This window comes from Streptomyces fodineus (assembly GCF_001735805.1).
In the GTDB taxonomy this organism is placed as follows: domain Bacteria; phylum Actinomycetota; class Actinomycetes; order Streptomycetales; family Streptomycetaceae; genus Streptomyces; species Streptomyces fodineus.
This window is the reverse complement of sequence record NZ_CP017248.1, coordinates 2,251,007-2,274,393: the sequence shown is the minus strand read 5'-3', so window position 1 is coordinate 2,274,393 and position 23,387 is coordinate 2,251,007. Positions and strand designations below refer to the sequence as shown.

General features: G+C 72.1%; 19 protein-coding genes. 7 read left to right on the top strand and 12 right to left on the bottom strand.

Features of this window, described 5'->3' with window-relative positions; genetic code table 11:
• Positions 1–45: 45 nt before the first annotated feature.
• A complete protein-coding gene (locus BFF78_RS09155; protein ID WP_069777840.1) occupies positions 46–921 on the top strand; it encodes a methylenetetrahydrofolate reductase in 876 nt (291 codons plus the stop codon).
• Between the two features lie 76 nt (positions 922–997).
• On the opposite strand, the gene BFF78_RS49330 is transcribed toward BFF78_RS09155, so the two are convergent.
• A complete protein-coding gene (locus tag BFF78_RS49330) occupies positions 998–2,899 on the bottom strand; it encodes a hypothetical protein (protein WP_069777839.1) in 1,902 nt (633 codons plus the stop codon).
• Between the two features lie 83 nt (positions 2,900–2,982).
• Here BFF78_RS49330 and BFF78_RS09145 point away from each other — a divergent pair, with 83 nt between their 5' ends.
• The 5 genes from BFF78_RS09145 (at position 2,983) to BFF78_RS09125 (ending at position 10,428) form a co-directional block, all read left to right on the top strand.
• The gene (locus BFF78_RS09145; RefSeq protein WP_069777838.1) at positions 2,983–4,749 is read left to right on the top strand and encodes an FHA domain-containing protein; all 1,767 of its coding nucleotides are present in this window, start codon (positions 2,983–2,985) and stop codon (positions 4,747–4,749) included.
• Positions 4,746–6,347 (top strand): serine/threonine-protein kinase, encoded by a 1,602-nt coding sequence (locus BFF78_RS09140; protein WP_069777837.1) that lies wholly within the window; start codon positions 4,746–4,748, stop codon positions 6,345–6,347. The genes BFF78_RS09145 and BFF78_RS09140 overlap by 4 nt, the downstream gene beginning before the upstream one ends.
• 47 nt (positions 6,348–6,394) lie before the next feature.
• Positions 6,395–8,278 (top strand): hypothetical protein, encoded by a 1,884-nt coding sequence (locus BFF78_RS09135; RefSeq protein ID WP_159032980.1) that lies wholly within the window; start codon positions 6,395–6,397, stop codon positions 8,276–8,278.
• A 121-nt stretch (positions 8,279–8,399) separates the two neighbouring features.
• Entirely contained in the window at positions 8,400–9,878 is a 1,479-nt protein-coding gene (locus BFF78_RS09130) for an AlkA N-terminal domain-containing protein (RefSeq protein WP_069777835.1), read from the top strand.
• 55 nt (positions 9,879–9,933) lie between these two features.
• Positions 9,934–10,428 (top strand): methylated-DNA--[protein]-cysteine S-methyltransferase, encoded by a 495-nt coding sequence (locus tag BFF78_RS09125; protein ID WP_069777834.1) that lies wholly within the window; start codon positions 9,934–9,936, stop codon positions 10,426–10,428.
• Between the two features lie 677 nt (positions 10,429–11,105).
• On the opposite strand, the gene BFF78_RS09120 is transcribed toward BFF78_RS09125, so the two are convergent.
• The 4 genes from BFF78_RS09120 to BFF78_RS09105 all read right to left on the bottom strand — a co-directional run bounded on the left by BFF78_RS09120 (position 11,106) and on the right by BFF78_RS09105 (position 14,154).
• Positions 11,106–11,849, bottom strand: a complete 744-nt coding sequence (locus BFF78_RS09120) for an SIR2 family NAD-dependent protein deacylase (RefSeq protein ID WP_069777833.1) — start codon at positions 11,847–11,849, stop codon at positions 11,106–11,108.
• Between the two features lie 177 nt (positions 11,850–12,026).
• Positions 12,027–12,461, bottom strand: coding sequence for a VOC family protein (locus BFF78_RS09115; protein WP_069777832.1), 435 nt, complete (start codon positions 12,459–12,461; stop codon positions 12,027–12,029).
• 90 nt (positions 12,462–12,551) lie between these two features.
• Complete coding sequence (locus BFF78_RS09110; RefSeq protein ID WP_069777831.1) at positions 12,552–13,049, bottom strand: NUDIX domain-containing protein; 498 nt, start codon at positions 13,047–13,049, stop codon at positions 12,552–12,554.
• A 28-nt stretch (positions 13,050–13,077) separates the two neighbouring features.
• The gene (locus BFF78_RS09105) at positions 13,078–14,154 is read right to left on the bottom strand and encodes an ADP-ribosylglycohydrolase family protein (RefSeq protein WP_069777830.1); all 1,077 of its coding nucleotides are present in this window, start codon (positions 14,152–14,154) and stop codon (positions 13,078–13,080) included.
• 183 nt (positions 14,155–14,337) lie between these two features.
• Between BFF78_RS09105 and BFF78_RS09100 the strand changes: the two genes are divergently transcribed.
• The gene (locus tag BFF78_RS09100) at positions 14,338–15,456 is read left to right on the top strand and encodes a glycerate kinase (RefSeq protein WP_079161780.1); all 1,119 of its coding nucleotides are present in this window, start codon (positions 14,338–14,340) and stop codon (positions 15,454–15,456) included.
• Positions 15,457–15,501: 45 nt separating this feature from the next.
• Here BFF78_RS09100 and BFF78_RS09095 read toward each other — a convergent pair whose 3' ends face one another.
• The 7 genes from BFF78_RS09095 to BFF78_RS09065 form a co-directional block, all read right to left on the bottom strand.
• A complete protein-coding gene (locus BFF78_RS09095; RefSeq protein WP_079161231.1) occupies positions 15,502–16,743 on the bottom strand; it encodes an alpha/beta hydrolase in 1,242 nt (413 codons plus the stop codon).
• A gap of 228 nt (positions 16,744–16,971) precedes the next feature.
• A complete protein-coding gene (gene pssA, locus BFF78_RS09090; RefSeq protein ID WP_069783473.1) occupies positions 16,972–17,793 on the bottom strand; it encodes a CDP-diacylglycerol--serine O-phosphatidyltransferase in 822 nt (273 codons plus the stop codon).
• Between the two features lie 22 nt (positions 17,794–17,815).
• A complete protein-coding gene (locus BFF78_RS09085) occupies positions 17,816–18,472 on the bottom strand; it encodes a phosphatidylserine decarboxylase (protein WP_069777828.1) in 657 nt (218 codons plus the stop codon).
• Positions 18,473–18,642: 170 nt separating this feature from the next.
• Complete coding sequence (locus BFF78_RS09080; protein ID WP_069777827.1) at positions 18,643–19,848, bottom strand: acyl-CoA dehydrogenase family protein; 1,206 nt, start codon at positions 19,846–19,848, stop codon at positions 18,643–18,645.
• A 3-nt stretch (positions 19,849–19,851) separates the two neighbouring features.
• Positions 19,852–20,379: a MaoC family dehydratase gene (locus tag BFF78_RS09075; RefSeq protein WP_067303517.1), complete on the bottom strand. Its 528-nt coding sequence runs from the start codon at positions 20,377–20,379 to the stop codon at positions 19,852–19,854.
• A gap of 15 nt (positions 20,380–20,394) precedes the next feature.
• On the bottom strand, positions 20,395–21,360 hold the full coding sequence (locus BFF78_RS09070; protein ID WP_069777826.1) for an HpcH/HpaI aldolase/citrate lyase family protein: 966 nt from the start codon (positions 21,358–21,360) through the stop codon (positions 20,395–20,397).
• Positions 21,357–23,384, bottom strand: a complete 2,028-nt coding sequence (locus BFF78_RS09065; RefSeq protein ID WP_069777825.1) for a protein meaA — start codon at positions 23,382–23,384, stop codon at positions 21,357–21,359. Before BFF78_RS09065 ends, BFF78_RS09070 begins: the two co-directional genes overlap by 4 nt.
• Positions 23,385–23,387 lie beyond the last annotated feature (3 nt).

Genomic DNA, 23,387 nt, shown 5'->3' with positions numbered 1-23,387 from the left:
GGCATCATCGGCCGAGGTCAGGACCGTCGTCGTACGAGGAGCACGATGAACCCCGCTGTCACCGTCACCCCGGCGGTCGGTGCCGCTCTGCTGGACGACTTCTCGCTGGAGATGACCGGCAAGGACGTGCCCCGGCTGGAAGAGGCGCAGGGCAGCATCCCGCGGGGCACCCGGATCAACATCACCTTCCTGGCCGGCGAGGACCTCGGCACGCGGCTGGCCGCCGCCCGCGCGGTCAAGCGGCTCGGTTTCGTCCCGGTACCGCACATCTCCGCACGCCGGCTGCCCTCCCGCGCCGCCCTGGAGGAGTTCCTGTCCGGGCTGGCCGCGGACGGCACCGCCGAGAACGTCTTCGTCGTCGGCGGCGACCCCGCCCGGCCCGAGGGTCCCTACGAGGACGCCCTCGCCGTCCTGCGCACCGGACTGCTCCAGCACTACGGCGTCCGCCACATCGGCATCAGCGGCTACCCGGAGGGCCACCCCGCGATAGCCGACCGCGCGCTGTGGTCGGCGCTCACCGATAAGGCGGGCGTCATCGGCGCGCACCGGTTCGGCGGCGACGTCATCACCCAGTTCGGCTTCGACGTCGACCCCGTCCTCACCTGGCTGGAGGCCGCCCGCGCCCGGGGCGTGCACCTGCCCGTGCGCATCGGCGTGCCCGGACCGGCGGGCATCCGCCGGCTGCTCGGCTACGCCACCCGCTTCGGCGTCGCGACCAGCGCCTCCGTCGCCCGCAAGTACGGCTTCTCGCTGACCAACCTCATGGGTACGACCGGCCCGGACCGCTTCCTGCACACCCTCGCCCGCCGCTACGACCCCGAGCGGCACGGTGCGGTGAAGGTGCACTTCTACACCTTCGGCGGCCTCGGGGCCACCTCGGAGTGGGTCGCGGACTTCCGGCGGGGAGACCGGCAGGGCTGACGTGCGCCGCCCGTGGCACGGCACTCCGGTGGTACGGCGGCGGCGCACATCGGGGACACGTCGTTCGGCGGGTCGGTCACGCGATGGTGGGTCGGTGGCCGGATCCGATCGGTGGGCGCGCGATGCGGCTGGGCGGCCGGTTCGCCGAGCCGGCCTGCTCGTTGCTCTTGCGCTGCTCATGCCAGGGCTCTATAACGTGTCCTGCAGGTATCGGCGGGGATGGCCGGAAATGGCATGTGCCGCCGACCAGGGGGATCCTCGGCTCCGCCGCGATCGGCACCAGTGCCCGCAGACCGACGGAGACCGAACCATGACCGACGACGCATATCGTGCTGCCCTCACCCGCCTGGCCGTCGACCCGGGCTTCCGCGCCGAACTCGACGGGGACACCGAGGAGGCCGCGCGAAGACTCGGCCTGACCCCCGCACAGGTCGCCGAACTGCGCTCCCTCCGCATCGAGTCCGGCACCGGCGGGGGACCGGCGGCGCTCGACCCGAGGCTGTCCAAGTCGTCCCTGTTCTTCGGCAGCGCGGCCCACGCGCTGGCGCATCACGACATCACGGCCGACCACGCCGTCCCGGCGGACCACACCGTCCCGGCGGACCACCAGGCCGCGGTGACACACGAGGCCGCCACGGCCCACGCCGTCCCGGCGCCGCAGATCTCCGGCGCCCACGATGCCGGGGCCCCCGCCTCCGCAGACCAGGGGGTCGACCTGTCGGGTCCCGTAGAGGGCCAGGAGGGCACCGGCGGCCTCGACGCGGCCGCCACCGGCACCCACAGCCTGCTCGGCGGCCCGCTGCTGGACGGGTCCCCGGCCGAAGTGGCCGGCGGACCGGGCGAGTTCGGCACCTTCGGCGGATTCGGCGACTTCGGCGGGTTCGGCGAGTACGGAAACGAGGGCTCCGGCTCGGACTTCGGCGGCCTCGGCGGGTCCGAGGGAGGCTTCGGCGCCGGGGGCGATGGCGGGTTCGGGGGAGGCTTCGGCGACTTCGGCGCCGGGGGCGACGGCGGGTTCGGGGGTGCCGAGGGTGGCTTCGGTGACGGTGATCCGGGCGCCGGCGGTTTCGGTGACGGCGATGCCGGCTCCGGTTCCGGTGGGTTCGGCGACCTCGGTGGGCACGGCGGCTTCGACGGGCACGGCGGCTTCGGCGGTATGGGCGGGGAAGGCGACGGGGACGCCGGTCACTTCGGCCACGGCGGCATCTACGACCGCGATGGCGGCGATGGCGGCGGCGACAGCGGTGGTGGCGGTGGTGGCGAAGGCGGCGGAGGTGACGGCGGCGGCAGCGGCGGCGGTGAGGGCGGTGGCGACCCGGAGAACGGCCGACGCCCCAGCGGCGGCGGTGAAGGCGGTGAAGGCGGCGGTGGCGGTGGTGACGGCGGTGGTGAGGGCGGTGGTGACCCGGAGAACGGCCGACGGCCCAGTGGTGGCGGCGAGCCCGGTGGCGGTGGTGAGGGTGGCGGCGGTGACGGTGGCGGTGAGGGCGGTGGTGACCCGGAGAACGGCCGACGCCCCAGCGGCGGCGGCGTACCCGGTGGCGGTGAGGGTGGCGGCGGAGACGGTGGCGGTGAGGGCGGTGGTGACCCGGAGAACGGCCGACGGCCCAGTGGTGGCGGCGAGCCCGGTGGCGGTGGTGAGGGTGGCGGCGGTGACGGTGGCGGTGAGGGCGGTGGTGACCCGGAGAACGGCCGACGGCCCAGTGGTGGCGGCGAGCCCGGTGGCGGTGGTGAGGGCGGCGGCGGTGACGGCGGTGGTGAGGGCGGTGGTGACCCGGAGAACGGCCGACGCCCCAGCGGCGGCGGCGTACCCGGTGGCGGTGAGGGTGGCGGCGGAGACGGTGGCGGTGAGGGCGGTGGTGACCCGGGGAACGGCCGGCGCATCGGCGACGGCGGCCGTGAAGGCTCCCTCGGCCGCGCCGGGACGACCGTGCGCGGCGGCATCGACGTACCCGGCACCGGTGACATCGCCACCCACCTGTCGCCCTCCGCACCCGAGGCGGACGGCGGCTTCAGCGGCGGTACGTTCCTCAGCGGTTCCGGCGGGGGCTGAGCCACCGCATGCTCTGCCATGTCTGCCGCGTCCACGTGCGGCGCGACTTCCCGTACTGCCTCCACTGCGGCACCCCGCGCCGGGGTGCCGCGCCGACGTCGTACGCCGCGCCCCGGCTGCGCGGTCTCGACGACTCCACGCTGCTCTTCACGCTGACCGGACCGGTCACCGCCCTGGGCCGGGCCGAGGACAACGACGTCGTCCTGTCCGACACCAGCGTCTCGCGCCGCCACGCCCGCATCGTCCGCACCACTGAGGGCTTCCGGATCGAGGACCTGGACTCCTTCAACGGCACCGCGGTCGGCGGTCTCGACCTGCACGGCGGCGCGGCCGGCCTCGCCGACGGCACCGAGCTGTCCGTCGGCGACGTACGCCTGGTGTTCGAGCAGCCCCGCGACACCCGGATCGGCTCGCGCACGATGGTCGTCGGCACCCAGCTGACCCAGCTGCCCACCGCCGGGCAGGCCGGGCAGGAGGAGGCCCCCGAGGCGAACGGCCCGCTCACCGCGCGCCCCCGCCGGCGGTCCGGCTGGGCCCTCAAACAGGTGCCCACCGAACGCGGTGCCCCCCGCTGGGTGCTCAGCAGCACCCGCACCGGCCGCTATCTGGAACTGGACGAGCGCCAGGTCTTCCTCTGGCACGCCGTCGACGGCGAGAACACCGTACGGGATCTGCTGTTCGCCTACGCCCAGCGCTACGGCGAACTCGCCCTGCCCCGCATCGAGTCCGCGCTCGCCGCGTTCGCCGGCGCCGGGCTGCTGCGCGGCCTGCCCGGCCGACCGGAGCAGGAGCGGCCGAACGGCTGGCGCCGGGCGTCGCGTGCGCTGTACCGGGCGCTGCTGAGACTGGAGGTGTCGATCCCCGGCCTCGACCGGCTGGTGACCCGGCTCTACCAGACCTTCGGCTGGCGGCTGTTCACCAGGACCGGCGTGCTGCTCGCCTGGCTGTCGGTGGCCGGCGGCCTCGTCGCGTTCTTCGCCGCCCAGGGCCGCCACCACCTGTTGGACTTCGCCGGTGCGGGCGTGTGGGGCCCGGTCCTGCTGGCCGGCGGATACGTCACGGCCCTGCTCGTCCACGAGCTGACGCACGCACTGGCCGTGAAGTCGTACGGCCGCAAGGTCAGGCGCGGCGGGTTCCTGCTGATGATGGGCATGCCGTTCGCGTTCGTGGACACCAGCGACATGTGGTTCGGCACCCGCTGGTCACGGGTCGTGGTGGCCCTGTCCGGACCACTGTCCACGGCGGCCCTGGCCGGCTGGTGCGCCACGGGCGCGGCCCTGCTGCCCGCCGGCCCCGCCTCGGCCGTCCTCTACCACCTGGCCTTCGGCCTGTACCTGAACACCCTCTACAACTTCAACCCGCTGATGCCGCTGGACGGTTACCAGGCGCTGACCGACGCGCTCAGGGTGCCCCGGCTGCGCGAGGAGGCGAGCGCCTACTTCCGCACCGGCCTGTGGCGCGACCTGCGCGCCGGCAACCGGCCGGGCCCCCGCCAGGCGGGCATGGCCGCCTACGGCCTCGCGGTCGTCGTGGGCACCTACGGCTTCCTCGCCCTCGCCCTGCTGGCCTGGCGCTCCCGGATCGGCGACCTGCTGCAAGGCCGGCTGCCCGCGCCATGGACCACGGTGATCGAGGCGGCCGTGGTCGCCCTGGTCGCCTTCCCGGTGTGGGCCGCGCCCGTGCGCTGGCTGCTGCGCCGGGCACGGCGCCGGCGCGACGCGAAGGACGTGCCGCCGGGCACCGGGATGGCCGTACCCGTGGAGGGAACGGCATGACGCAGGACACGCACACCGACGACGGCTGGGCCGTACCCGGCTACGCGGCCGTCCGCACGCTCGGCGAGGGAGCCGGCGGCCGGGTCGTCCTCGCCCGGCACACCGCGACCGGCGTGCCCGTAGCCATCAAGTACCTGAGCGAACGCCTGCGCGCGGATCGGGAGTTCCTGGCCCGCTTCCGTGCCGAGGCCCGGCTGCTCGGTGAACTGCGGCACCCGTGCGTGGTGCGGCTGTACGAGTACGTAGAGGCACACGCCGGTGCCGCGATCGTGATGGAGGCGGTGGACGGCGTCAGCCTGCGCCCGCTGCTGCGCCGGCACGGGGCGACCGGCCCCGAGGCCGCGCTCGTCCTGCTCAAGGGCTCCCTGCTCGGGCTGGGCGCGGCCCATGCGGCCGGGGTGGTGCACCGCGACTACAAGCCGGAGAACGTCCTCGTCCGCGCCGACGGCACCAGCGCGCTCGCCGACTTCGGCATCGCGGTGCGCAGCGGCCGGGAGACCGAGGCCGCGGGCACGCCCGCGTACATGGCGCCCGAGCAGTGGAACGGCGAGCCCGCCGGTCCGGCCGCCGACGTGTATGCGGCGTCCGTGGTGTTCTTCGAGTGCCTGACCGGCCGGCGGCCGTTCCCCGGCGACGACGTGACCGCGCTGCGCCTGCAGCACCTGCGGGCACAGGCTCCGCTGGACGACGTACCCGCGCCGGTACGCGCACTGCTGCGCGCGGGCCTGGCGAAGGACCCGGCGGACCGGCCCGGCGTCGAGGCGTTCCTCGCCGACCTGGAACGCTCCGCCACCGAAGGCTACGGCGCCGGCTGGGAGGAGCGCGGGCGCCGCAGACTGGCCGAACTCGCCGCGCTGCTGGCCCTGCTGTTCCCGTTCACCACGACCGCGACCCTGGAGGGCTCGGCCAGTGCGCTGACCCTGCTGGGCCGGCTGAAACGCGGGGGATGGAAGGTGGCGACCGGCGGGGTGGCCGCGCTGGCGGTCGTCGCGGGCGGGGCGACGTATGCGACGGGCCGGCCGCACGAGACATCGACGACGGTGGCGATTTCGACCCCCTCACCTGTCAACTCGTCTGCCTCCACCGGTACTTCCCCGTCGGCTTCGCCCTCCACCGCCACCTCCACCTCCACCTCGGCCTCCGCCTCACCGAGCAGCGCCCCGCCGACGGCCGACGCCTCGCCCTCCGTCACGCCCTCGGACAGCCCGTCGTCCTCACCGACCCCGTCCACGGAGACGACCGCACCGGCCGAGCCGCCGGCCACCGCCTCCCCGAGCGCGGCCACCGCCGGTACGGTCACCCTCACCATCGGCTCCTGGCAGCGCGCGCAGAAACCGGGCACGCTCGTCGCGGCGGTCACGGTCGAGACGACGGGCACCGGACCGCTGACCGTCACCGCGAACTACTACGTCGACACACCCGCCGACCCCTACGGCTCCCGTAGCCGGCCCCTGTCCGGGAGCACCCGGTACGACCTGACCTTCGAGGCCGACTTCTCCAACCACCCGTGCCGGGGCACGTGGTACGTCACGCTCAGCAGCGATCCGGCGGCGGCGAACGGCCCTCAGACGGCCTCCCTGGACGCACCGCCGTGCTGAGCCGAAAGCCACTCCCCGCCGCGACGAGAACGGATCGACACAACGACATGACGACAGCCACCACAGTGGCCGGACGGCCCCTGTCCGGCTGGTCACGGGACACGCGCCACGGCGCCTGGCATGCGCTGCTCCCCGCCCGTTGCGGCGATCACGTCTCCGGCGCGCTCCGGATCGACCGCGCCCTCCTCGCGCCCGAGGGCACGCGCGAGCGGCTGGCGGCCGTGGTGCTCGCCACGGCCAGGCTCCGGCTGCCCGGGCTGCTCGGCACCGTCGACCTCGTGGCCGAGGCCGGCGAGGTCTGGCTGCTCACGGCCCGGCCCCCGGCCCCCGTGCTCGCCGGCATCCTGTCGTCCGCCGACGGCCCCCGCCCGGACGCGGGCGGCGCGGCCGGCATCCTCAACGAGACCGCCCAGACCCTCCTCGCCCTGCACACCGCAGGCCTGACCCACGGCTCACTCACCCCGGACACCGTCGTGATCGCACCGGACGGGATCGCCCTGCTGGCCGAGGCGGGGCTGGCCGCCGTACTGGGGGGCGCCCCGGGCGCCGTGTGCCACGCGGCGGACGCCGGTACGGCTGCGGTGCCGGTGCCGGTGCCGGTGCCGGTGCCGGGCGAAGCGCCGTTCTCCGACCGCCGGGCGGCCGACACCGCGGCCTGGGCCGCCCTGGCCCGCACCCTCGGCGCCGCCTGGACGCGGCCCGGAACCCCCGCGGCCGAACTGTTCGCCCGCTGTTCCGCCACCGCCGAGTCCGACGGGCTGGCGGCGGCCCGGGCCGTGCTGGTGGCCGGACGCGCGGCGCTCCCGGCGGACTTCCTGCGCCGTACGGCACTCCGCGCGGCAGCGGCCGCCTCGGCGCCGGACTTCGCACCACCGAAGGACCGGCACACTGCGGACCCCTCCCGGCCGACCGCCGTGACGGACAAGGCTCCGGCATCCGGTGGTGCCCCACACGAGGTCGTACGCACCGGCAAGCCCACCGAACCTGACCACACCCCCGAGCCGGTCCTCCCACACGACCGAGCGGCCACCCCCACCCCGCACACCCGAGCCCCCTCGCCCGGCCCCGGCCCTCACCCGCCGACCACCGCCGACGAGCTCACCTCGGCGGCCTGGGCTGGCGGCGAGGCCACCTCGGTCGGTCGGGCCGGCGGCGGCGCAGTCCCGGATCGGCGAGCTCCTGTGCCTGGCTCCGGGTCTCACCCGTCGGCGGCGGACGAGCTCACCTCGGCCGGTCGGTCCGGCGGCGCGGCAGTCCCGGACGCGCGAGCCCCCTTGCACGGCCCAAGCCCTCACCCCTCGGCCACCGCCGACCAGCCCACCACCGTCGGGCGCGCTCATCGCGGCACCGCCCCGGACGTCCAGGCCACCGTCGTCGGCAAGCGCAACCGGGTGACCCGGGCTGAGGCACCGGCCGGGGAGGGCTCCGGTGAGATCCTGCTCCGGTTCGGGCCCGGGGTCGCCGTCGAGGAGCAGGACGTGCTGCGCGCCCGGTGGCGCACGGCGGCAGCGGTACCCGACCGGCAGCGCCCGCGCCGAAGACGGCGGGGCCGGATCGTCACCACCGCCGTCGTGGCGATCGCCGCCGTCCTGCTCTGCCTGCTGCTGCGCCCAGTCCCCGCCCCTGCGGTCGTCGCCGTCCAGGTCCAGGCCCCCGCAGGGCCGTTGCACTGCGGTCAGACGGCCGACCTGGTCGGTGTCGTCACCACCGACGGGCACGGCGGCCCCGTCACGTACCGGTGGCTGCGCGCGGACGGCCAGGACTCGGGCGAGCTGGTCCATACCGCCCACCGCGGTGAGCGCCGGGTCAGGGTGCACCTGCGCTGGACGGTCCGCGGTCCGGGCCGCTTCCGGGGGACCGCCCGCCTCAGCATCGCGCACCAGACGGCCCCGATGGAGGCGGAGGCGAGCTTCACCTACGTCTGCCCTTGAAGCGCCTGACCTTGAGAGGCCGCGACGTCGTATGCGGCGGACGAAAAGTGTCCTGGTCACCCCAAGGCACGTGTCGGAATTCCGCCAGCCCACGGGCCCTGTCGTGGTCGATCCTGGACGTATGCAGACAGCGACGCACCTCGACCGGGAGCACTGCGTACGCGCCGTGCAGTCCAAGGATGCCCGGTTCGACGGGTGGTTCTTCACGGCCGTGCTGACCACCCGGATCTACTGCCGCCCCAGCTGCCCCGTCGTCCCGCCCAAGCCGGAGAACATGACGTTCTACCCGAGCGCGGCCGCCTGCCAGCAGGCCGGGTTCCGGGCCTGCAAGCGCTGCCGCCCGGACACCAGCCCCGGCTCCCCGGAGTGGAACCAGCGCGCCGACCTGGTGGCCCGCGCCATGCGCCTGATCGCCGACGGCGTCGTGGACCGCGAGGGCGTGCCCGGACTCGCCGACCGGCTCGGCTACAGCGCCCGGCAGGTGGAGCGGCAGCTGCTCGCCGAGCTGGGCGCCGGGCCGCTCGCGCTCGCCCGTGCCCAGCGCGCCCAGACCGCGCGGCTGCTCATCGAGACCACCCCGCTGCCCATGGCGGAGATCGCCTTCGCGGCCGGTTTCTCCTCCATCCGCACCTTCAACGACACCGTCCGCGAGGTCTTCGCCCTGACCCCGAGCGAGCTGCGTGCCCGCGCCCCGCAGTCCGGGGCCGGTACCCCGGGCGGGCTCAGCCTGCGGCTGCCGTTCCGCGCCCCGCTCAACCCGTCCAACCTCTTCGGCCACCTCGCCGCCACGGCCGTACCCGGCGTCGAGGAGTGGCGCGAGGGCGCCTACCGGCGCACGCTGCGGCTGCCGTACGGGCACGGCATCGTGGCCCTCACGCCCCGCCCCGACCACATCGCCTGCCGTCTCGCCCTCAGTGATCTGCGCGACCTGACCGTGGCGATCAGCCGCTGCCGCCGCATGCTCGACCTCGACGCCGACCCCGTCGCCGTCGACGACCGGCTGCGCACGGACCCGTTGCTCGCCCCGCTGGTCGACCGGGCCCCGGGGCGCCGGGTGCCGCGCACGGTCGACGAGGCCGAGTTCGCCGTCCGCGCCGTACTCGGGCAGCAGGTCTCCACGGCCGCCGCCCGCACCCACGCCGCCCGTCTGGTCACCGCGCACGGCAAGCCCCTGGAGGACCCCGAGGGCGGCCTCACCCACCTCTTCCCGTCCCCCGAGGCGCTGGCCGCCGTCGACCCCGAGACCCTGGCGATGCCCCGCACCCGGCGCACCACCTTGACCACCCTCGTCCGCCAACTTGCCGACGGAACCCTTCACTTGGGCGTCGAATCCGACTGGGCGGAGGCCCGCGCCCGGCTGCTCTCCCTGCCCGGATTCGGTCCCTGGACGGTCGACGTCATCGCCATGCGCGCCCTCGGCGACCCCGACGTCTTCCTCCCCACCGACCTCGGCATCCGGCGCGCGGCGGGCGAGCTGGGCCTGCCCTCCACCCCGGCCGCGCTCACCGCCCGGGCCGAGGCCTGGCGGCCCTGGCGGGCGTACGCCGTGCAGTACCTGTGGGCGACCGACGGCCACCCCATCAACTTCCTGCCCGTATAAGCAAGTTCCCGAGAAGGTTCAAGAAAGTTCCCAAGAAGGTTGCACCGTGACACCTGTGACGTCCCACACCGTGATCGACAGCCCGTACGGCCCGCTGACCCTGGTCGCCGACGCCGACGGCGCCCTGTGCGGCCTGTACATGGCCGGCCAGCGGCACCGCCCGCCCGAGGAGAACTTCGGCGCGCGCGAGGACGACCTGCCCTGCTTCACCGCCGCGAAGGAGCAGCTGTCGGCCTACTTCGCGGGCGAGCTGAAGCAGTTCACCCTCGAACTCGCCCTGCGAGGAACGCCGTTCCAGCGTGGCGTCTGGGAGCAGCTCACCCGCATCCCCTACGGCGAGACCCGCACCTACGGCCAGCTCGCCGACGCCCTCGGCAATCCCCAGGCCTCCCGCGCGGTCGGCCTCGCCAACGGCCGCAACCCGGTCGGCATCATCGTCCCCTGCCATCGTGTGATCGGTTCCGACGGCAGCCTCACCGGCTACGGCGGCGGCGTGGACCGCAAGCGCCGGTTGCTGGACTTCGAACGCGGGGCGGCGCTGTTCTCGTAGTGATCCGACGGCTCATGCCCGCTGTTCGACGAAGACGATGCGCTGATGCACCCGGTTGCGACGCGGCGTGCGGGGCTGGGTCGTTGCCGAGTCCGTCGTCGCACGGCAGGCGAGGGCAGGTCAGCCGCATACCGGCCCATCGGACATTGCCCACCCCGCCGCTGGAGGACGGTGGGGGCCAGCGGGCTGCCGGCGCACAGCGCACGGCAACCCTCCGGCTCGGCTTCAGCTGGCTCCTGCCCGACCCCCGGGTCCAGTGGGCGGTAAGGCGGTTCGAGGAAACCACCGGGGCCTCGGTCGCCCTCACCCGCGTCGACGATCCGCTGCTCGCGCTGGACCGGCGTGCCGTCGACGTCGCCGTCATGCGGGGCGATGCCGCACTGCCACGCCAGGCCCGCACCGTGCACCTGTACGACGAGCCGAGAATCGCGGTGTGCTCCCACGACACGGACCTGTCCCGTCTGGGGAGTGGGACTGGACGGAGGTCCGGCGGTGGCCGCTGGTGGTCAACACCGTCAGCGGCAGCACCGGCCCCTGGTCATGGCCCGAGGGGCAGCGCCCGGGGCACATCCTGGAGACGGCCAACTACGACGACCGGGCCGACGAAGTCGTACGGCGCCGCACCCCGCACCCCGCCCTGCGTTTCGTCGAACTGACCAACGCGCCCCCCAGCCCGGTCAGCCTCGTCTTCCTGCCTCGGTGCTCAATCGCCGCAAGAGTCCGGGCAGGGCAGTGCCGATGGGCTCCCGCACGATCTCTTCGGCCCGGTCGTCGTACGGCGTCGGCTCGGCGTTCACGATGATCAGCCGTGCCCCGTGGTCGGCGGCCAGGCCCGCGAGCCCGGCGGCCGGCTGGACCTGGAGGCTGCTGCCGACCGCGAAGAACACCTGGCAGGCCTTGGTGATGGCGACGGCCTGGCCCAGCACCTCCGGGTCGAGTCGCTCGCCGAACATCACGGTGGCCGACTTGAGGATCCCGCCGCACTCCAGGCACGGCGGGTCGTCCTCACCGGCCTCCACTCGGGCGAGTGTGTCCTCCATGGGCCCGCGCGCATGGCACTTCGTACACACCACGCTCCGGGCGGTGCCATGCAACTCCAGCACCTTTCGGGCGGGCATCCCGGCGAGCTGGTGCAGCCCGTCCACGTTCTGTGTGATCACCCGCACGGGCACCCCGGACCGCTCCAGCTCGGCGACGGCCCGGTGCGCGGCGTTCGGCTCGGCCTGGAGCGTGCGGTTCTTGCGCCGCATCTGCCAGGATCGTCGGCGGATCTCCGGGTCGGCCATGTAGTACTCGTACGTCACGAGCTTTTCTGCCTCGGGATCCCGCCGCCACAGCCCGTTCGGCCCGCGATAGTCGGGGATCCCGGAATCAGTGGAGATCCCCGCGCCACTGAGTATGGCCACGAGAGGCTTGTTCATGGGCCGAGAGTAGGACGCCTGCCTGGCCGGAGCGAGCGAGAATCGGGTGGCTCCCTGGGCGACCGGTGGAGACACAGGCTCGATCTCGCGGGTCAGCCTTCGGAGGGACGCGGGGCGCGCAGGTGCGCCCGTTCCTTCAAGAAGATCGCCGACCGTCACGCTGAACAGAACCAATGCTCAGTCGAGACAGAACTCGTTGCCTTCGATGTCCTGCATCACGATGCACGACTCGTTGTCGTCATCGGCAAGCAGCGTTTGTACGTGTACCGCACCGAGCGCGACCAGTCGTGCGCATTCGGCCTCCAGTGTGGCGAGGCGCTCCTCACCCACGAGTCCGGTGCCGGCCCGGACGTCGAGATGCACCCGATTCTTGACGATCTTCCCCTCGGGAACGCGCTGGAAGAGCAGGCGCGGGCCCACGCCCGAGGGGTCACTGCATGCGAAGTAGGTGACCTGCTCCTCAGGCGGCAGCGAGCGATGGTAGTCCTCCCACGTGGCAAACCCCTTCGGGACCGGCGGTACGACGTACCCCAACACCTCGCACCAGAAGCCGGCGAGGCGCGCAGGCTCTGCGCAGTCGAAGGTGACTTGGAACTGCTTGATCGATGACATCGGCGCACCATAGCAGGGGGACTGTGTTGCTCATCTCCCAGCGTGGATACGCTTGTTGTGGGGAGGACGGCCCCTGTTGGCCGCGGCCGGTCATGCCACCCGGTGGCCGTTCTCCAGTTCCGCCGTGCCGGAGCCGTCCGCGAGGACGTCCAGGGCGGTCAGGACGCGGCGGCCGAGGGCGCCGAAGAGGTGGTCGGTGATCTCCTCGCGCGGGACCAGGCGCCAGGACAGCAGTTCCTCCTCCTGCAGCCGGATCGCCTTCAGGTCGGCCTCCGCCAGGACACCGCCGTCGTACAAGTAGGCCACCAGCGGCGGGCGGCCGGCGCCCCCGTGCACCCAGTCCACGGCCAGCAGCCGGCCGAGTTCCCGGTCGAGGCCGATCTCCTCCAGCGTCTCCCGGCGGGCGCCCTGGCGCGGGGTCTCCCCGTCGTCCGACTCGATCGTGCCGCCCGGAAGCGCCCAGCCCTCGCGGTAGTTGGGCTCGACCAGCAGTACGCGGCCCTCGGCGTCCCGGAAGAGCGCGCCGGCACCGGCGAGGACACGGGGCAGGCTCGCGATGTACGCGGCGAAGTCAGGAGTCGTGGTCATTGGGGAAGGGTAACCAGGCGCGGCGCGGCTACGGCCCCGCCGTCGCCAGGCGCAGGGTGCGTTCGGCCAGCGCACTGATCCGTACACCGTCGAAGCCGAACACCGCGCTCCGTACCGTGTCCTGCAGCGGCTCCGTCCACTGGGCCGGGATCGCGGCCGCGCCGGTGAGGACCCCGGCCACCGAGCCCGCCGTCGCCCCGTTGGAGTCGGTGTCCAGGCCGCCGCGCACGGTCAGCGCGATGGTCCGGGTGAAGTCGCCGTCGCCGTACAGCAGTCCGGCGGTGAGGACGGCGGCGTTCGGGACGGTGTGGATCCAGCCGAGCCCGGCGGTCTCCGCGGCCAGCGTGGCCAGGGTCTCCTCCCAGGGCAGCCGCGTCTCGTGCAGGGTCATGGCCCGCCGCACGGTACGGGCGAGCCGGCTGCTCGCCGGGATCACGCCGAGCGCCGTGTCGAGTGCGTCCCGCACGGTGGGGGCGGTGAAGGCCGCCGCGATCAGCGCCGCCGCCCACATGGCGCCGTACACGCCGTTGCCGGTGTGCGACAGCACCGCGTCCCGGCGGGCCAGACCGGCGGCGCCGGCCGGGTCGCCGGGGCGGGTCCAGCCGTGGACGTCGGCGCGGATGAGGGCGCCGATCCACTCCTGGTACGGGTTGTCGTACGTCGCCGTCAGCGGCGGCTTCAGCCCGCCCGCGAGGTTGCGGTACGCCGCCCGTTCCGCGGTGAAGGTCTGCAGGTACGGCAGCCGCAGCAGCCACAGCTCGCCGACCTGCTCGGTGCTGAAGCCGAAGCCGTACGTCTCCAGCAGGTGCAGGCCGAGGATCGCGTAGTCGACGTCGTCGTCGCGCACGCTGCCGTGGATCCGGCCGCGCACGCAGTCCCGCCACTCCGGGCGCAGTACGGCCGTCTCGTCCGGGTCGGCGGGCTCGGGCAGGTAGTCGGTGAGGGGCAGCGCCTCGGCCTTGCGCAGATAGCGGTCGATGCGCTCACGCGTCCACACCTCGCCCTGCTCGACGGGCTTGCCGAGCATGTTGCCCGCGATCCGGCCGAGCCAGCCGCCGTGGATGCGGTCGGCGAGGTCGGCGGATCCGGGACGCTGGCTGGTCATGGCTGGGGTCTACCCGTTTTCCGCAGGCTCCTCTCAGCCGCTTCCCAGCCTTCGGTCGGTGCATGACGGCGGGGGTGTCCTCCGGTTAAGGTCGCAGCGGCGCGACTGGCCCTGACGTGCGCGGGGCCCGGAGAGCAAGGGGAAAGCAAGGTGGCGGACGCTGCAGTGAACGAGACCCGTCGGGTGCTCATCGCCGCGGACAAGTTCAAGGGCTCGCTGACGGCTGTGCAGGTCGCCGAGCGGGTGACGGCCGGGCTGCGCCGGGTCGTGCCGGATCTGACGGTCGAGGCGCTGCCCGTGGCCGACGGCGGCGACGGGACCGTGGACGCGGCGGTCGCGGCCGGTTTCGAGCGGCGGGAGGTACGGGTCGCCGGGCCGCTGGGCCAGGAGGTGACGGCCGCGTTCGCGCTGCGCGGCGAGACCGCGGTCGTGGAGATGGCCGAGGCCAGCGGCCTCCAGCGGCTGCCCGCGGGCGTCTTCGCGCCGCTCACTGCCTCCACGTACGGCTCCGGAGAGCTGCTGCGGGCGGCGCTGGACGCGGGCGCGCGGACGATCGTGTTCGGCGTCGGCGGCAGCGCCACGACGGACGGCGGCGCGGGCATGCTGGCGGCGCTGGGGGCGCGGTTCCTGGACGAGGACGGGGAGCCGGTGACGCCGGGCGGCGGCGGGCTGGCGGATGTCGCGCGGACCGACCTGTCCGGGCTGGACCCGCGGCTGTCCTCGGTGGAGCTGGTGCTGGCCAGCGATGTGGACAATCCGCTGACCGGGCCGAAGGGCGCGCCGGCGGTGTACGGCCCGCAGAAGGGCGCCTCGCCGGACGACGTGGACACCCTGGACGCGGCGCTGGCCCACTTCGCCAAGGTGCTTCAGGACGAGGTGGGGCCGCGGGCGGCGGAGTACGCGGCGTCTCCGGGTGCGGGTGCGGCGGGCGGCATCGGTTACGGCGCCCTGCTGCTGGGCGCCCGCTTCCGCCCCGGCATCGAGGTCATGCTGGACGTCCTCGGCTTCGCGCCCGCGCTGGAGCGGGCCACGCTGGTGATCACCGGTGAGGGGTCGCTGGACGAGCAGACGCTGCACGGGAAGGCGCCGGCGGGGGTCGCCGCGGCGGCCCGGGCCCGGGGCAAGGACGTGATCGCGGTGTGCGGACGGCTCGCCCTGCCCGCGGAGGCGCTGGAGCGGGCCGGGATCCGGCAGGCGTACCCGCTCACCTCGGTCGAGCCGGACGTGGCGCGCTGCATCGCCGAGGCCGGGCCGATCCTTCAGGACGTGGCGGAGCGGATCGCGCGGGACCGGCTGCTGTGAGCGGGACGGAACGGCGGACGGGCGTGGCGCCCGCCCGCCCCGCGGCTACTGCAGGGGTGTGAGCTCGCCGTCCGGGTCACGGAAGTAGCTGCCGGCCGTGAGCCCCTCGACCTTGCCGTCCTTGAGCCACTGCTTCGACATGTGCTGCAGGAACTTGGCCGGGCGTTCCCAGACCATGGAGTGCCCGGCGTCGGCGAAGCAGAACATGAGCTTCTGCGATCCGGCGATGGCCTGGTAGAGATCCGGTACGGAGAAGTGGGCGACCGGCGGCAGCGCGGCCGAGTTGTTGGCCTGGGTGTCCCGCGCTCCGTAGAGGATGAGCACGGGCACCCTGCCGCCGAGCACGGGCGTGCCCGTCTCGTCCTTGTAGGGCACCGTCTGGTTGTTCCAGCCCCACCAGTAGGTGTTCCGGTAGCGCAGGGCGCCTCCGGGAGCTCCGCCGCCCGGCAGGGAGGGCCCCCACTTCACCGCGACCGGGTCCAGGGCGATGATCGACTGCCACACCTCGTCCACCATGCCGGGCTCGCGCTGCTGCGGGCTGCCCTGCTCGTTGTCCCACGAGGTCGCGAAGCCGGACTTGCTGCCGACGTGCATCGGGAAGCCGAACGTGACGGCCGGCTTCGACACGGGCGGCGGCACTGCCTCGGCCGGAGGCGCGAAGGGCGCGTCGGCGCGTCCGGACCAGCGGCCCTTCGGCGGGAAGATCGGGGCCAGCAGGAGCAGGCTGTTGACGTTCTCGGGGTGCTGGAGGGTGTAGGGCCCCACGACGAAGGCGGCGGCGGACCAGCCGATGACGTCGATCGGTTTGTCCCTGTCGGACAGGGCTCTGATGTACTGGACCACCGTGTGCAGCTCCCCCCACTCGGTCTCGGAGGTGCCCAGCGAGTGCGGGTAGGGCGGGGTGCATGTCTCCGTGAGCGGATGGGGGACCAGGACCGCGAACTGCTGGGCCGGGTTGGCGTTGCACGGCACGTCCATGACCGCCGGTCGCGGGGTCTGCCCGTTGCCCTGCAGGTCCATGATGAACACGTCGTAGCCGGCGCCGGCCAGTGCCCGTGCCCAGCTGTAGCGGTCCGGGGGACCGCCGTCGCCGAAGGCCGCGTCCACCATGAGGTCGAAGCCCACGGCGGCCGGGGTGCTTCTGCCGTGGAGCATCAGCACCGGCTTGCGATCGTGGCCTGTGGTGCCGTCGTACTCCCGTACGAACAGGCGCACCGGATCGCCTTCGTTCGCCTTGATGGTGGATATGTGGGTGACACCGTGGTCCGTGATGGTGATGGCAGACATGCCCGCTCTCCAACCGCGAGAGAGTGCAGAAATCCCCCAGACTATGGGCATATGCCCCAGTCATGCCCCTCCGTAATCCACCGTCCTCCCGTCCGCGGATGCTCGCAACTCCACTGAAGCCAGGGGTAGTTGAGGAGTCAACGGGAAACCGGGCAGACCTTGAATGTCAAACGGGTGTGGCCCGAGCCGTCGCGGCTCGGGCCACACCCGTCAGTGATGGGACGAGGGTCAGGGCAGCTGCGCCGCCCGCGCCTCCCGCCGGTTGTCGCGGAAGTTGTTCACGCGCCGAGCCGTGGCGAACAACGGGATCACCGCGCCCATGACCAGCTGCAGCGCGCAGCCCGTCTGGAGGAGCAGCTGACCGCTCGGGGCGTCGAAGGCCCACGCCGCCAGCAGGCCCATCGACAGCACGATCCAGGCCAGCATGGCCCCGGCCAGGCGCCCCCTGGGCTTCGGGTACTCCACCCGGCTCACCATCAGCCACGCCGTCCCGAGAATCGCCAGCAGCGTCGCCACGAAGGGCAGCTCCAGCAGCACGATCGAGACGACCGTCAGCGCGCCGAACGGGCTGGGCATGCCCTGGAACATGCCGTCCTTCATCGTCACGCAGGAGAAGCGCGCCAGACGCAGTACGACGGCCAGGAGCACCACGATTGCCCCGAGCGCCGCCATTCTCTGGTGCGCGTCGTCCGCGACCATGCCGTAGACGAGGACGAAGTACGCGGGCGCGAGCCCGAAGCTGATCAGGTCGGAGAGGTTGTCCAGCTCCGCGCCCATGGGCGAGGAGCGCAGCTTGCGCGCCACCAGCCCGTCGAACAGGTCGAAGACGGCCGCGCACAGCATCAGGATGACGGCCGTGGCGGCGCTGTGCCGCGCCATGCCCGCGGACTCGTCGTTCCCCGTCAGGTGCGGGATCAGGATGCCGGTGGTGGTGAAGTACACCGCCATGAACCCGCACGTGGCGTTGCCCAGGGTGAGGGTGTCCGCTATCGACAGGCGAAGCGAGAGGGGCATCTCCTCCTCTTCGTCCACCTCGTCGGCCTCGGGCACCCAGCCGGCCTGGGTCTCCGGATCAATCACGGTCAATGCGAGTCACCCCAGCCACGGTCTTCTGTCCGACCTCGACCGCGACCTCCACGCCCTCGGGCAGGTAGAGATCGACACGCGAGCCGAAGCGGATCAGACCGATACGGTCGCCCTGCTCGACCTTCGTGCCCTCAGGGAGGTAGGGCACGATGCGGCGGGCCACCGCGCCGGCGATCTGGATCATCTCGATGTCGCCGAGTTCGGTGTCGAAATGCCAGACTACGCGCTCGTTGTTCTCGCTCTCCTTGTTGAAAGCAGGAACAAAGCCGCCGGGGATGTGCTCGACGGACGTCACCGTGCCCGCGAGGGGCGCGCGGTTGACGTGGACGTTCAGCGGGCTCATGAAGATCGCGACGCGGGTGCGCCCGTCCTTCCACGGCATGATGCTCTGCACCACGCCGTCGGCGGGCGAGATCACCCGGCCGGAGCCGATCTCGCGCTCGGGGTCGCGGAAGAACCACAGCATGCCCGCGGCGAGCGCGGTGGCGGGCACGGCCACGGCCCTGGCCGCACCGGAGCGGCGGGCGCGGGCCAGGCTGAGGGCTGCGGTGGCGACGGTCGGGAGAAGCCACGGCGATGCTCCGCGCGCGAGGCGTACGCCGGCTCGGCTGTCGCGAGGTGCAGAGGTTTGGCTGTGGGGCATGGATGACCTTCGTAGCGGATGATGCCGCGCAAGACGGGGGACGGCGGCTTTCCGGGGGATCGTACCGGTCGCGGGCTACAACTGGGCAAGCCAGCCAGCCGAGTCGGCGGCCGAAGACCGTCTACGGGGTGTGATCTTCTTCTCGAAGAAAACACCCCGTATCCGGACAATCAGCCCTGGAATCGATACTCTTCGAGCAGCCTGCGCCCGATGATCATTTTTTGGATCTCGGCGGTACCTTCACCGATGAGCAGCATCGGGGCCTCGCGGTAGAGGCGCTCGATCTCGTACTCCTTGGAGAATCCGTAGCCGCCGTGGATCCGGAAGGCATCCTCCACGACCTCCTTGCAGTATTCGGAGGCGAGGTACTTCGCCATCCCTGCCTCGAGATCGTTTCGCTCGCCGGAGTCCTTTTTACGTGCCGCGTTGACCATCATCGCATGCGCGGCCTCGACCTTGGTCGCCATCTCGGCCAGCTTGAACTGGATGGCCTGGTGCTGGGCGATCGGCTTGCCGAAGGTGTGCCGCTGCTGGGCGTACTGGACACCGAGCTCGAAGGCGCGCTGGGCGACGCCGCAGCCACGCGCCGCCACGTTGACCCGGCCGACCTCGACACCGTCCATCATTTGGTAAAAACCTCGGCCGGTGACGCCGCCGAGCACCCGATCGGCCGGAAGGTGCAGGCCGTCCATGATCAGCTCGGTGGTGTCGACGCCCTTGTAGCCCATCTTCTCGATCTTGCCCGGGATGGTGAGGCCGGGGCGGACCTCGCCGAAGCCCGGCTCCTTCTCGATCAGGAAGGTGGTCATCGACTTGTGGGGCGCCGTGCCCTCGGGGTGGCCTTCGTCACTGCGGACGAGCACGGCCACCAGGGACGACGTGCCGCCGTTCGTCAGCCACATCTTCTGGCCGTTCAGGACGTACTCGTCGCCGTCCCTGACCGCCTTGGAGGTGATCGCCGACACATCGGAGCCCAGGCCCGGCTCCGACATCGAGAAGGCGCCCCGGATGTCGCCGGCCGCCATCCTCGGCAGGAAGTGGTCCTTCTGCTCCTGCGTGCCGTGCTGCTTGAGCATGTACGCGACGATGAAGTGGGTGTTGATGATGCCGGACACCGACATCCAGCCGCGGGCGATCTCCTCCACGCACAGCGCGTAGGTGAGCAGCGACTCGCCCAGGCCCCCGTACTCCTCGGGAATCATCAGACCGAACAGGCCGAGTTCCTTCAGGCCGTCGACAATCTGCTGCGGGTACTCGTCGCGGTGCTCCAGCTCGGTCGCGACAGGAATGATCTCCTTGTCGACGAAGTCCCGGACGGTGGAGAGGATCTCCTGCTGGACGTCGGTCAGACCGGCGGTCTGGGCGAGACGGGCCATGGCCTACTTCTCCGTGTTCTTTTCCGCGGGTGCGGTCAGCTCCGGGCGGCCGGGCTGCTCGCCGCCGCGCTCCTTGATGTACGTCTCGGTGGGCACCATCACCTTGCGGCGGAAGACGCAGACGAGCGTGCCGTCCTGCTTGTAGCCCTTGGTCTCGACATAGACGATCCCGCGGTCGTTCTTCGACTTCGACGGCCACTTGTCCAGCACCGTCGTCTCGCCGTAGATGGTGTCGCCGTGGAAGGTCGGCGCCACGTGCTTGAGCGACTCGATCTCCAGGTTGGCGATCGCCTTGCCGGAGATGTCCGGGACGGACATGCCGAGCAGCAGGGAGTAGATGTAGTTCCCGACCACCACGTTCTTGCCGAAGTCCGTCGTCTTCTCGGCGTAGTTGGTGTCCATGTGGAGCGGGTGGTGGTTCATGGTGAGGAGACAGAACAGGTGGTCGTCGTACTCCGTGACCGTCTTGCCCGGCCAGTGCTTGTACGTCGCCCCGACCTCGAACTCCTCGTACGTGCGTCCGAACTGCATCGCGCTCAGGGCTCCTTAGCTGGCGGGGATCTCGAACTTCGACGTGCGCTGCATGCCGGCGGCCCGGCCCTTGCCGGAGATGACCAGGGCCATCTTGCGGCTGGCCTCGTCGATCATCTCGTCGCCGAGCATCGCGGAGCCCTTCTTGCCGCCCGCCTCGGACGTGTAGTAGTCGTACGCGTCCAGGATCAGCTCGGCGTGGTCGTAGTCCTCCTGCGAGGGCGAGAAGATCTCGTTGGACGCCTCGACCTGGCCCGGGTGCAGCACCCACTTGCCGTCGAAGCCGAGGGCCGCGGCGCGCTGGGCGACCGCGCGGTAGCCGTCGATGTTGCGGATCTGCAGGTAGGGGCCGTCGATCGCCTGGAGGTTGTTGGCGCGGGCGGCCATCAGGATCTTCATCAGGATGTAGTGGTAGGCGTCCGCCGGGTAGCCGGGCGGCTGCTCGCCCACGACGAGCGACTTCATGTTGATGGAGGCCATGAAGTCGGCCGGGCCGAAGATGATCGTCTCGACGCGCGGGGAGGCCTGCGCGATCGCGTTGACGTTGTTCAGTCCCTGCGCGTTCTCGATCTGCGCCTCGATGCCGATCCGGCCGACCTCGAAGCCCATCGTCTTCTCGATCTGGGTGAGCAGGAGGTCGAGGGCGACGACCTGCTCGGCGTTCTGCACCTTCGGCAGCATGATGCAGTCCAGGTTCGGGCCCGCGCCCTCGACGACCGTGACGACATCGCGGTACGTCCACTCGGTCGTCCAGTCGTTGACGCGCACGACGCGCGTCTTGCCCGTCCAGTCGCCCTCGTTGAGGAACTTGACGATGGTGTGCCGCGCCTCGGGCTTGGCGAGCGGCGCGCAGGCGTCCTCCAGGTCCAGGAAGACCTGGTCCGCCGGGAGGCCCTGCGCCTTCTCCAGGAAGCGCGGGTTCGAGCCCGGTACGGCCAGGCAGGAGCGCCGCGGGCGAAGGCGGTTGACAGGGGTGGTCATGCGGGGACCTCCAGGGGGTCGAGCTTGTTCGCTTTCCGGATCTCGTCGACGATTCGGCCGATGATTCCGGTGATGTCGAAGTCCTTCGGGGTGAAGACGGCGGCCACGCCTGCGGACCTGAGCTGCTCGGCGTCACCATTCGGGATGATGCCACCGGCGATCACCGGTATATCTGTGGCACCGGCCACACGCAGCCGCTGGAGCACGTCCGGCACCAGCTGGGCGTGCGAGCCGGACAGGATCGACAGGCCGACCGCGTGCACGTCCTCGGCGAGGGCCGCGTCCACGATCTGCTCGGGCGTCAGCCGGATGCCCTGGTAGACCACCTCGAAGCCGGCGTCACGCGCGCGTACGGCGATCTGCTCGGCGCCGTTGGAGTGCCCGTCCAGGCCCGGCTTGCCGACCAGGAACCGCAGCTTGCCCACGCCCAGCTCACGGGCGGTGGCATCCACCTTGGCGCGCACCTCGGCGAGCGCGGAGCCCGGCTCGGCGGTGACGGCCACCGGCGCGGAGGAGACCCCGGTGGGCGCCCGGTACTCGCCGAACACCTCGCGCAGGGCGCCGGCCCACTCGCCGGTCGTGACCCCGGCGCGGGCGCACTCCAGCGTGGCCTCCATCAGGTTCTGGGTGCCCTTGGCGGCCTCCTTCAGCCGCTCCAGCGCCTTGCACGGGCGCGGGTGGTTGAAGGGCGGCTGGTACCGCGTGTCGCGCCAGTGCTGCAGCGAGGCGATGACCCGGGCCTCGACCGCCGGGTCCACCGTCATGATCGCGGTGTCCAGGTCGGCCGTCAGCGGGTTCGGCTCGGTGCCCTCGAAGGCGTTGACACCGATGATCTTGTCCTCCCCGGACTCGATCCGGGCCCGGCGCTCGGCGTGCGAGGCGACCAGCTGGGACTTGAGGTAACCGGACTCCACGGCGGCCATCGCGCCGCCCATCTCCTGGATCCGGTCGATCTCCGCGAGGACGTCGGTGACCAGCTGGTCCACCTTCGCCTCGATCACCTTCGAGCCCTCGAAGATGTCCTCGTACTCCAGCAGGTCGCTCTCGTAGGCGAGCACCTGCTGGATGCGCAGGCTCCACTGCTGGTCCCAGGGCCGGGGCAGGCCGAGGGCCTCGTTCCAGGCGGGCAGCTGCACGGCACGCGCGCGTGCGTCCTTCGACAGCGTCACGGCCAGCATCTCCAGCACGATCCGCTGGACGTTGTTCTCCGGCTGAGCCTCCGTCAGGCCGAGGGAGTTGACCTGGACGCCGTACCGGAACCGGCGCTGCTTGGGGTTCTCGATGCCGTACCGCTCGCGCGTGACCTTGTCCCAGATGCGGCCGAACGCCCGCATCTTGCACATCTCCTCGATGAAGCGGACACCCGCGTTCACGAAGAAGGAGATCCGGGCGACCACGTCACCCATGCGCTCCTGCGGCACCTGGCCCGAGTCGCGCACGGCGTCGAGCACCGCGATCGCGGTGGACATCGCGTACGCGATCTCCTGCACCGGCGTGGCCCCGGCCTCCTGCAGGTGGTAGCTGCAGATGTTGATCGGGTTCCACTTCGGGATGTGGGAGACCGTGTACGCGATCATGTCCGTCGTCAGCCGGAGCGACGGCCCCGGCGGGAACACATGGGTGCCCCGGGACAGGTACTCCTTGACGATGTCGTTCTGGGTCGTGCCCTGGAGCTTGGTGATGTCCGCGCCCTGCTCCTCGGCGACGACCTGGTAGAGCGCCAGCAGCCACATGGCGGTGGCGTTGATCGTCATCGAGGTGTTCATCTGCTCCAGGGGGATGTCCTGGAACAGCCTGCGCATGTCACCGAGATGGGCCACCGGCACGCCCACCCGGCCGACCTCGCCGCGGGCGAGGATGTGGTCGGGGTCGTAGCCGGTCTGCGTCGGCAGGTCGAACGCCACCGACAGACCGGTCTGGCCCTTGGCGAGGTTGCGCCGGTACAGCTCGTTGGACGCCTCCGCCGTCGAGTGGCCGGCGTACGTCCGCATGAGCCACGGACGGTCCTTCTGACGCTCTGTCATCTA